At 72.4% G+C, this 9,721-nt stretch carries 8 protein-coding genes; 5 read left to right on the forward strand and 3 right to left on the reverse strand.

What is annotated here, in order from left to right; genetic code table 11:
- Nucleotides 1-720, reverse strand: a 720-nt coding sequence (locus tag FRZ03_RS29235; RefSeq protein WP_146468097.1) for an ABC transporter ATP-binding protein, incomplete at its 3' end; no start/stop codon positions are given.
- 79 nt (nucleotides 721-799) lie between these two features.
- Between FRZ03_RS29235 and FRZ03_RS29240 the strand changes: the two genes are divergently transcribed.
- Both FRZ03_RS29240 and FRZ03_RS29245 read left to right on the forward strand, forming a co-directional pair.
- Nucleotides 800-1,474 (forward strand): TetR/AcrR family transcriptional regulator, encoded by a 675-nt coding sequence (locus FRZ03_RS29240; protein ID WP_146468098.1) that lies wholly within the window; start codon nucleotides 800-802, stop codon nucleotides 1,472-1,474.
- Between the two features lie 77 nt (nucleotides 1,475-1,551).
- Nucleotides 1,552-4,503: a DUF7507 domain-containing protein gene (locus tag FRZ03_RS29245; RefSeq protein ID WP_146468099.1), complete on the forward strand. Its 2,952-nt coding sequence runs from the start codon at nucleotides 1,552-1,554 to the stop codon at nucleotides 4,501-4,503.
- Between the two features lie 64 nt (nucleotides 4,504-4,567).
- Here the strand turns inward: FRZ03_RS29245 and FRZ03_RS29250 are convergent, their stop codons facing one another.
- Nucleotides 4,568-4,774, reverse strand: coding sequence for a DUF397 domain-containing protein (locus FRZ03_RS29250; RefSeq protein ID WP_146468100.1), 207 nt, complete (start codon nucleotides 4,772-4,774; stop codon nucleotides 4,568-4,570).
- A complete protein-coding gene (locus tag FRZ03_RS29255) occupies nucleotides 4,762-5,598 on the reverse strand; it encodes a helix-turn-helix domain-containing protein (protein ID WP_146468101.1) in 837 nt (278 codons plus the stop codon). Before FRZ03_RS29255 ends, FRZ03_RS29250 begins: the two co-directional genes overlap by 13 nt.
- Nucleotides 5,599-5,825: 227 nt before the next feature.
- Here FRZ03_RS29255 and FRZ03_RS29260 point away from each other — a divergent pair, with 227 nt between their 5' ends.
- The 3 genes from FRZ03_RS29260 to FRZ03_RS29270 all read left to right on the forward strand — a co-directional run.
- On the forward strand, nucleotides 5,826-6,674 hold the full coding sequence (locus FRZ03_RS29260) for a 3-hydroxyacyl-CoA dehydrogenase family protein (RefSeq protein ID WP_146468102.1): 849 nt from the start codon (nucleotides 5,826-5,828) through the stop codon (nucleotides 6,672-6,674).
- Nucleotides 6,675-6,865: 191 nt separating this feature from the next.
- Nucleotides 6,866-7,189 carry an STAS domain-containing protein gene (locus FRZ03_RS29265; RefSeq protein ID WP_070027794.1) on the forward strand — a complete coding sequence of 108 codons (324 nt, stop codon included), beginning with the start codon at nucleotides 6,866-6,868 and terminating at the stop codon, nucleotides 7,187-7,189.
- A 285-nt stretch (nucleotides 7,190-7,474) separates the two neighbouring features.
- Nucleotides 7,475-9,721: ATP-binding protein (locus FRZ03_RS29270; protein ID WP_146468205.1), on the forward strand; the 2,247-nt coding region annotated here is incomplete at its 3' end.

Genomic DNA, 9,721 nt, shown 5'->3' on the forward strand with positions numbered 1-9,721 from the left:
GTCCTGGAGGGTGGCGTCCAGGGAACCGCCGTACGCCAGCTTGAGCGCCGCGGGGGTGCCCTCGGCCGCGACCACGCCCCGGTCGACGATCACCAGCCGGTCGGCGAGGGCGTCGGCCTCGTCCAGGTAGTGGGTGGTCAGGAAGACGGTCGTGCCCTCGTCGCGCAGCCCGCGCACCAGGTCCCACAGGTCGGCGCGGCTGCCGGGGTCGAGGCCGGTGGTCGGCTCGTCCAGGAACAGCACGGCGGGGCGGTGGGTGAGGGCCATCGCGATGTCCAGGCGCCGCCGCTGGCCGCCGGAGAGCGCGCCCGCCTTGCGGTCGAGCAGGCCGGTGAGGTCGAGGTCGCGGGCGAGTTCCCCGGCCCGTGCGACGGCGTCGGCCTTGGCCAGCCGGTAGAACCGCCCCTGGGTGACCAGCTCCTCCCGCACGGTGATCTGCGGATCGACCCCGCCGGACTGGGCGACGTACCCGCAGGCCCGCCGCACCCCGGCCGGGTCGCTCGCGAGGTCGTGCCCGGCGACGGTGGCCGTGCCGCCGGTCGGCTTCAGGAGGGTGGTGAGCATGCGCAGGGTGGTGGTCTTGCCGGCGCCGTTGGGGCCCAGGAAGCCGAGGATCTCGCCCTCGTGGACGGTGAGGTCGATGCCGCGCACGGCGTCGACGGGGCCGGCTTTCGTCTGGAAGGTGCGGGCGAGTCCCGCCGCGCTGATGACTGCTGCCATGCCCCCAGAAAAACAGAGTCTCTGAAAATTTGCAATGACCCCAAGTTTTCAGGAGGTCCAGCGAAGCTAGGATCGGGGCATGGCTGAGGGGCTCAGGGAGCGGAAGAAGCGGCAGACCAGGCAGTACATCTCGGATGTCGCCACGGGGCTGTTCGTCGAGCGCGGCTTCGACGCGGTGACGATCGCGGAGATCGCCGACGCGGCGAACGTCTCCGTCAACACGGTCTACAACTACTTCCCCACCAAGGAGGACCTGTTCTTCGACCGTTCCGCGGGGGTGGTGGACCGCCTGGCCCGCTGGGTCCGCGGCCGCCGCGAGGGGGAGTCGGCGGCGGCGGCCGTCCTGCGCGAACTGCGCGAGGAGGTCGAGGCGGTGTCCCCGCGGTTGGGTCTGCTCCCGGACTACGCCGTCTTCATGCGTGTCATCGAGGCCGCCCCGGCGCTGCGCTCCCGCCTGTGGGCCATCTCCCAGGAGGTGCAGGCGAGCCTCGAAGAGGCCCTGCGCGAGGAGACCGGCGCGGCCGACGGCGACGACCTGCCCCACCTGATGGCCGGTCAGATCGGCTGGGTGCACGGCACGGTGATGGGGGTCATCGGCCGGGAGATGGTCAAGGGCCGGGCGCCCGCGGAGGTCTCGCGGGAGGTGCTGGCGCTGCTGGACGAGATGGAGGACCTGCTGAGCGAGCGGGTGCTCGGGTACGCGGTGCGCGAGCGCGCCCGGGGCGGGTCCGCCGGGGATGCGGCAGTGGGGTAGGTTGCGGGGGCCATTGGGGGCATATGCCGGTTTGTCAAGCGGGGGAGGCGGACGGGTGACTGCTACTGATGCGGTTCATGAGCAGAAGACGACCCCCTACGTCGCCCGGCCGGCCCGTGCCGCGCGGGCGCGCTTCCCGACTCGCCGCGGCGGCGCTGGCCCTCGTCGTCGGCGCGGGAGTACCCCTGGCGCTGGGCGGCACCGCCAGTGCCGCGCCGCAGCCGCGGGCCACCGGTTCTCCCCTGGTCAACGAGACGTTCACCGAGGCCACGGCCCCTGAGTTCACGGGCGTGGGGGCATCCTGCCTCACCGGCGCACCGACCGCGGCCACGCCGCCGCCGTCGGGGAGCCACCCGCTGGGCGGTTGTGCGCCGACCGCGATCGGACCGGTCCCGCCGAACAACGCGGCGCCGCACGGCTTCCTGCGGCTGACCGACGCCGCCCACTTCCAGAGTTCGGCCGTGCTGTACAACCACGCCATCCCGGCGGGGCAGGGTCTGGACGTCACCTTCGACCAGTACCAGTACGGCAGCACGACCCCGGCGCGCCCCGCGGACGGGATCTCCTTCTTCCTGGTCGACGGCGCGGCCTCGCTGACCCACCCGGGCGCCTTCGGCGGCAGCCTCGGCTACGCCCAGCTCCGCGAGAACAACAACCCGGACCTGCCCTTCCAGCCGGGCGTCGACCACGGCTACCTGGGCGTCGGCCTCGACGTGTACGGCAACTTCTTCGGGGACGGGGAGGGCCGGGGCAACGGCTGTCCCAACCGCGCGCCCTCCATGGAGTCCTGGCCGCCGCCGGGGCCCAACATCATCACCCTGCGCGGGCCGGGCAACGGCGACATCGGCTACTGCTTCATCACCGCCACGACGACCAACTTCACCGGCACGGGCCCCTACCCGTCGACCCTTCCGGGCAACCTCCAGGGCCCGACCACCGAGCTGCCGCCGGGCGTCACCCCGCAGGAGGCCGAGCAGCTGCTGGAGCCGGACCGGCGCCGGGTCAACGTGCACATCACCCCGGCGCCCAACCCGGTGGTGACCGTGACCGTCGACTTCAACGACGGCACCGGCCCGCACCAGGTCCTGTCCGCGCCGGCGCCCCAGCCGATGCCCTCCACCTTCAAGTTCGGCTTCGCGTCCTCGACCGGGGCGAACACCGACGTCCACCTCATCCGCAACGTGGTCGTCCACAGCGCCGAGCCGCTGCCCCAGCTGAACCTGGTCAAGCAGGTCCGGCAGCCGCTGCCCGGCGATCTGACGGTCGGGTCGCAGGTGCCGTACGAGTTCGTGGTGACGAACTCCGGCAACACGGACATCACCGATCTCGCCGTGAACGACCCGAAGATCGGCCCGGTGTCGTGCCCCACGACGAACCTCGCGGTGGGACAGACCATCACCTGCACCGCGACGTACACCGTGACGGCCGCCGACGCGGCCAGCGGCTCGATCGACAACACCGCCGTGGCGACCGGGCTCTCCGACGACGAGGAGGTCACCTCGCCGCCGTCCTCGGAGACGGTGCCGATCCAGCGGCCACCGGCCCTGGAGGTCGACAAGGCGGTGACGACCCCCGGCCCCTACTCCGTCGGGCAGACGGTCACCTACCGCTACACCGTGCGCAACACCGGCGGTACGCGGCTGAACGACATCACGGTGCACGACGACCGCGTCACGGACATCACCTGCGAGGCGACCTCACTCGCCCCCGCGGGGGAGCCCGGTGACACCACCACCTGCACCGGCACCTACACCATCACCGCCGCCGACGGCACGGCCGGTTCGGTGACCAACACCGCCACGGCGACGGGTACGACGGACGGCGAGACGGTCACCTCTCCGGAGACCCAGGCCACCCTCCCGGTCGGGCAGCCGCACATCACCGTGACGAAGCGCGTGACGTCGAGCGGCCCGTACCAGGTCGGTTCGCGGGTCGACTACGCGTACACCGTCACCAACACCGGCAGCACCCCCCTGCACAACGTGATGGTCCTGGACGACCACGCGAGCGACGTCACCTGTGACGCGACCACGCTGGCCCCCGGCGCCTCCACCACCTGCCACGGTTCGTACACCATCACCCAGGCGGACATCGACGACTGCCGGGACGCCGGGGCGACCACGGAGTGCGTCATCACCAACGTGGCGCAGGCGGGCGGCACCGACCCGCAGGGCCGGGAGATCGTCAGCGAGCCCGCCGAGGCCAGCGTCACCGTGCCGATCACCGAGCCCCGGCTCACCCTGGACAAGCGGGTGACGTCGAGCGGTCCGTACCAGGTCGGCTCGACGGTCGAGTACACGTACACCGTCCACAACACCGGCAACACCACCCTGCACGACGTGCGGGTGAGCGACGACCGGGTGAGCGACGTCACCTGCGGCACGACCACGCTGGCCCCCGGTGCCTCCACCACCTGCCACGGTTCGTACACCATCACCCAGGCGGACATCGACGCCTGCCGGAACAGCGGTGACACCACGCAGTGCGTCATCGTCAACGTGGCCCGGGCCAGCGCGACCGACCCGCAGGGCCGCGAGGTCGTCAGCGAGCCGGCCGTGGCCAGCGTCACGGTCCCCCTCGGGGAGTCGCAGATCACCCTGCGCAAGCGAGTGGTCTCGCCGGGCCCGTTCGAGGTCGGGTCCAGGGTGGAGTACGCCTACACGGTCACCAACACCGGCAGCACCACCCTGCACGACGTCCGGGTGAACGACGACCTCGTCACCGGCGTCACCTGTGACGCGACCACGCTCGCCCCCGGCGCCTCCACCACCTGCCACGGCACGTTCACGGTCACCCAGGCCGACCTGGACAAGTGCGCGGACGGCGGCAAGGGCGGCAAGGACGGCTACGGCGGCAAGGAGTGCGTCATCACCAACACCGCCCGCGCGACCGGCACGGACCCGGACGGCAACCAGGTCGTCAGCGAGCCGGCGCGGGCCAGCATCACCGTCAACGGGGAGCCCGGGAAGCCCGGGAAGCCCTGCGACTACGGCTGTGACGACCGTGGGAAGCAGCGCGCCGACAGCTGAGGCCCCGGCAGTCGGACACGACCCCCGGCGCCGTCCCGAAAGGACGGCGCCGGGGGCTTTTCCGTCAGTCCAGCACCCCGCGCCCGACCGCCCCGACGAAGGCCGCCCAGGCCGGGTCCGTGAAGAGGAGGACGGGGCCGTGGGGGGTCTTGCTGTCACGGACGGGGGTGGTGGTGGGGTGGTTGTCGGAGACTTCGAGGCATTCGCCGCCGTCGGTGTTGCTGTAGCTGCTCTTGCGCCACGTCAAGCTGCTCAGGTCTATGGCTCGCACGGCAATTCCTCCAACGTCCGCAGGATGAGCTTGAGCGACTCGGCCGGGCTCAGCGCGAGGTCACGCGTCGCATCGTACCTACGTTGCAATAGCTCAACTGAGGCGTTGTCCTGGACTAGTTCGCCGCGTAAATCGTTCTCCGTGTAGGCCACCGTGTGGCCGTCCGGGAGTCGCAGGAACATGACGGTTGTGTTCATCAGGCTGTGGGGACCTGCACTGAACGGCACCACCTGCACGGTGATGCGCGGCCGCTCTGCGACCTCTGCCAAGTACGTCATCTGCTCCCGCCACGCTGCCGCGTCGCGTAGCGAGGTTCGCAGTACCGCCTCCGACAGGATGGACCGGAACAGTGGAGGGTTTTTGCCCTCCAGTAGTTGACGCCGCCCCAGTCGTGCCGCGACCTGCTGATCCAGCTCATCGTCTTCGAGTTGGCCCGCGGACAGCGTCTCGCGTGCGTAGCCGGCGGTCTGAAGCAGGCCCGGCGGTGCGCTCACCCCGTAGTGCCAGAGGCTCACCCCCTCAGCCTCCAGCGCCATGTACTGCCGGTACTTCTCCTTGAACTGCGTCGGATCGCCCAGCGCCATCTCCCACATGGCCAGCAACAGCCCCGGCGTCCCGTAGAACTGGTCCAGCGCCTCCGCCACCTCCGGGCTGCCCAGGGAACTGCCCGTTTCCAGCTTGCCGAAGAGGGACGCGTCCCAGCCGACCAGCGCGGCCAGTTCACGCAGGCTCAGGCCCTTGGCCAGACGCAGTCGGCGCAGTTCCTCCGCGTACCGCCGGCGAGGCTCCTGGCTGCGGCCCGTGACCACTTTTCGCGGTGGCATGGCACACCCCCGATGGGAAACGTAGCGATCTGGCCACGCAGCGTATCGGCACGGCCGCCGACAGGGGGACAAAACACTTGAGTCCACGAGGAATTGACGTGACCGGAGTCTCAGCCCCTGAGACAGTGACGCGCGTTACTTACCGTACTCATCCGGCCTCACGAGCGCTATCGTCCGCCGAAGAGGCACACGTCCACAGCGGGTAACAGCGGGAAGAGGGAGTCGGAGTGGCAGGGAAGCTCGCCGTCATCGGGGCCGGTCTCATGGGGTCCGGTATCGCTCAGGTCGCCGCGCAGGCGGGCTGGGAGGTCGTCCTGCGCGATGTCACCGACGAGGCGCTCACGCGCGGCACCGACGCCATCAAGGCGTCGTACGACAAGTTCGTGAGCAAGGGCAAGCTGGAGGCGCACGACGCCGACTCCGCCCTCGGCCGGATCACCCCGACCACCGACCTGGACGCCGCCGCCGACGCGGACGTCGTGGTGGAGGCCGTCTTCGAGAAGCTGGAGGTCAAGCACGAGATCTTCCGCGCGCTCGACAAGATCGTGCGCGAGGACACCGTGCTCGCCTCCAACACCTCCGCCATCCCGATCACCAAGATCGCGGCGGCCACCGAGCGGCCCGAGCGGGTCGTCGGCGTGCACTTCTTCTCGCCGGTGCCGATGATGAAGCTGGTCGAGCTGGTCCGCGGGTACAAGACGAGCGACGAAGCCCTCGCCACCGCGCGGGAGTTCGCCGAGTCGGTCGGCAAGACCTGCATCGTGGTCAACCGGGACGTCGCGGGGTTCGTCACCACCCGCCTCATCTCCGCCCTCGTCGTGGAGGCCGTGAAGCTCTACGAGTCGGGCGTCGCCACCGCCGAGGACATCGACCTCGCCTGCAAGCTGGGCTTCGGCCACGCCATGGGCCCGCTCGCCACCACCGACCTGACCGGCGTGGACATCCTGCTGCACGCCACCGGCAACATCTACACCGAGACCCAGGACGAGAAGTTCGCCCCGCCGGAGCTGATGCGCCGGATGGTGGATGCCGGTGACATCGGCCGCAAGAGCGGGCAGGGCTTCTACACGTACTGAGCCCGTACTGAGCAGGTACTGAGCGAGTACGAAAGCGGATCGTCACCGAATTCACCCCCAGAACATCACTCCCAGGGGTGAATTCGGTATCGGTTCGCTTACAAGCAGCAACCGCACCGCCACGCATTCAGTCAGACGGTGCACAGCATCGACACGGAGAACGCCACAACCGCACTCAACGGGGAGCGCATATGCACATCAGGGGCGACCACGCCGAGCTGGTCGTCGGGGGGCGCCTCGACGTCCGCAGCGCGGCGGACGCCCGTACGGCCCTGCACTCGGCAGTCGACGACGGCGCCGGCGACCTGGTGCTCGACCTGTCCGAACTGGACTCCTGGGACGCCACCGGACTCGGGGTGATCATGGGGGCCCACCGGCGGGCCGGCCGCTGCGGTCGCCGTCTGGTGCTGCGCGGCGTACCGCCGCAGATGCAGCGCCTGTTGGTGGCCACCCGGCTGCACCGCATCCTCGCCATCGAGGGCGGCATCGGCGTGGAATCGCTGCCGCGCGTCTGATCCCCCGGCCGGGGGTTCGAGGGCGGTCCGCGGGCGGGGCCCGGGGCGCAATCCGCGCCGGACCGTGACGTGTCGGACCGTACGGCGCCTCCCACGACGGGATACGGCACCCCCGCCCTGTCATGGATACTGGGCGACGGTTTAGGGTTCCCTCGCCCGCCCGAGTCGCCCGCCTGACTCGCACCCCTCGACCGAGCGGGTCCGGACCGGAGCGACAGCGCGGTGTGCGGCAGACCGGGAGGGGCCGGATCACGAGCACACGACGCTTATGGGGGGCTTGAACCCATGGACCCGATCAGCAGCCCGGGACCCGAGGAGCACATGGCGGCGGGCAGCCGCCGTCCGCCCCGGGACCCCCTCATCGCCGACTTCGGCCCGCACACGCCCGCGCCCGCCCGCACGGAGCACCTCGTCTGCGGCGACCTGCTGCTGACCGTCAACCCCGTGGACGGCAGCGAGATCGAGCCGTGCCCGCCGGCCGAGCGCCCCGGCAGCCCGCGCAAGCGCACCGCCGCCGAGCGCGCCGGGGCCGAGCGCGCGGCCAGGCCCCCGGTGCCGCCCGGACCCACCCGGCAGCCGCTGCCGCTGCTGGAACGCCAGGACGTGCGCGAGCGGCTGGTCCGGCTGCTGGCCCGGGGCCGCACCGTACGGCTGACCGGTCCCGGCGGCTCCGGCCGCACCGCCCTGCTCGACCTGGTCGCCGAGGACTGCCACGACCTCGCGCCCGACGGCGTGGTGCGCCTGAACGGCTTCCAGCGCACCGCCGAAGACCTGCTGCACGACCTCTTCCACGCCGTCCACGACGCCCCCCGCCACCGCCCCGAACGCCAGGAACTGCGGGCGCCGCTCGCGGAGATCGGCGCGGTCGTCGTGCTGGACGACCTCCAGTTCGGCGGCGCCGAACTGGACGAACTGCTGGACGCCACCCCCGAGTGCGCCTTCCTGCTCGCCGCCACCCCCGAAGTGCCCGCGCCCTCCGCGGAAGCCGACGTCGAGGAGGTCTTCCTGGCCGGGCTCGACCGGGCCGGCGGGGTGGAGATCCTGGAGCGCACGGCCGGGCGGGTGCTCACCGAGGAGGAGGCCAACTGGGCGGGCGACCTCTGGTTCGAGTCCGAGGGGCTGCCGCTGCGCTTCGTGCAGGCGGGCGCCCTGCTGCGGCAGCGCGACCACCTGCGCGCCGAGACCGGCGCGGTGGACGAGTACGGCGTCTTCGAGGACGTACGCCCGGTGGTCGGCCAGGTGCAAGGCCTCGACGGCGCGGCCGTGCCGCTGCCCTCGCTCGGCGAGGCCGCCGCGCCCGCCCCGCTGCTCGCCTCCCGGCTCAGCGCCTGTGCCCGCGCCGCCCTGCGCTTCGCGGTCGCCCTCGGCGGCGAGGTGCCGCACCAGGCGCACCTGCCCGCGCTGGTCGGCGACACCCACGCCGACGCGGCCCTCGGGGAGCTGGCGGCCTGCGGGCTGGTCTCCCCGGTCGGCTCCCGCTACCGGCTCGCGGCCGGCGTCCAGACCCAGCTGGAGGCCGCCGGGTACGGCGACGACGCCCCGGAGCGGGCCCGTACCGCCGCCGAGCACTACGCCTGGTGGGCCGGGCACCCCTCGGTCACCCCGGAGCGGGTGGGCGCCGAGGCCGACGCGGTGCTCGCGGCCCTCGCGGCCGTGGTGCCCCCCGCAGGCGGCGAGGACGACCACGCGGTACGGCTCGCCCGCACCGCCGCGCCCGCCTTCGCCGCGGGGCTCAACTGGAGCGCCTGGGAACGGGCCCTGCGGTACGGCGCCGAGGCCTCGCTGCACACCGGCGAGGTCACCGAGCAGGCCTACTTCCACCACGAGCTGGGCATCCTCGCGCTCTGCGCCGGCCGGCTCGACCGGGCCCGGACCGAGCTGGAGACCTCGATCGGGCTGCGCGGCGCGCTCGCCGACAAGCGCGGCACCGTCGCCGGACGGCGGGCCCTGGCACTGGTCGCGGACCGGGCCGGGGAACTGCCCGGGGTGCCGGTACCGGCGGTGGCCGGGGAGCAGGAGCCCGAGCCGCGCCGCGCCGCACCGGCGGCACCGGCGCCGGTCCCGGTCCCCGACACCCTGGTCACGCCCCAGGTGTCCGCGCCGCCCGCCCGGGGGCTCGGCATCCGCCGGCTCGCCCGCCGCAACATGGTGGCGGCCGGTTCCGGGGCGCTGCTCGCGGCGGTGCTGGGCACCGTGGTGACGCTGGGCATGACGTCCCACGAGGGCGACGACAAGAACCCCGCCGGGCGGGCCGACGTCAACCCGTCGGCGAGCCAGGACGCCGGGGACTCCACGGTGGACGCCGACCCGGGCCAGGACACCGGGACGCCCGCGCAGCCGCCCGTGGTCCGGCCCTCGGCCTCGGGCCCGGCGGGCACGTACACCGGCACCAGCGCCCCGCCGCGGCCGTCCGCGTCCGACAGCGCGCCGGCCGACCCGAGCGAGACGGGGAGCACCGGCAGCGGGGACGCGTCCCCGACGCCGACGCCGACCCCGACCAAGACGAAGCCGACGGACCCGCCGACCAAGCCG

The organism is Streptomyces misionensis, from assembly GCF_007896895.1.
Classification (GTDB): domain Bacteria; phylum Actinomycetota; class Actinomycetes; order Streptomycetales; family Streptomycetaceae; genus Streptomyces; species Streptomyces misionensis_A.

Bases quoted from the DNA above. Each gene is read 5' to 3' on its own strand.
- FRZ03_RS29240 (WP_146468098.1), top strand. From the start codon at position 800: ATGGCTGAGGGGCTCAGGGAGCGGAAGAAGCGGCAGACCAGGCAGTAC.
- FRZ03_RS29245 (WP_146468099.1), top strand. From the start codon at position 1,552: ATGAGCAGAAGACGACCCCCTACGTCGCCCGGCCGGCCCGTGCCGCGC.
- FRZ03_RS29255 (WP_146468101.1), bottom strand. From the start codon at position 5,598: ATGCCACCGCGAAAAGTGGTCACGGGCCGCAGCCAGGAGCCTCGCCGG.
- FRZ03_RS29265 (WP_070027794.1), top strand. From the start codon at position 6,866: ATGCACATCAGGGGCGACCACGCCGAGCTGGTCGTCGGGGGGCGCCTC.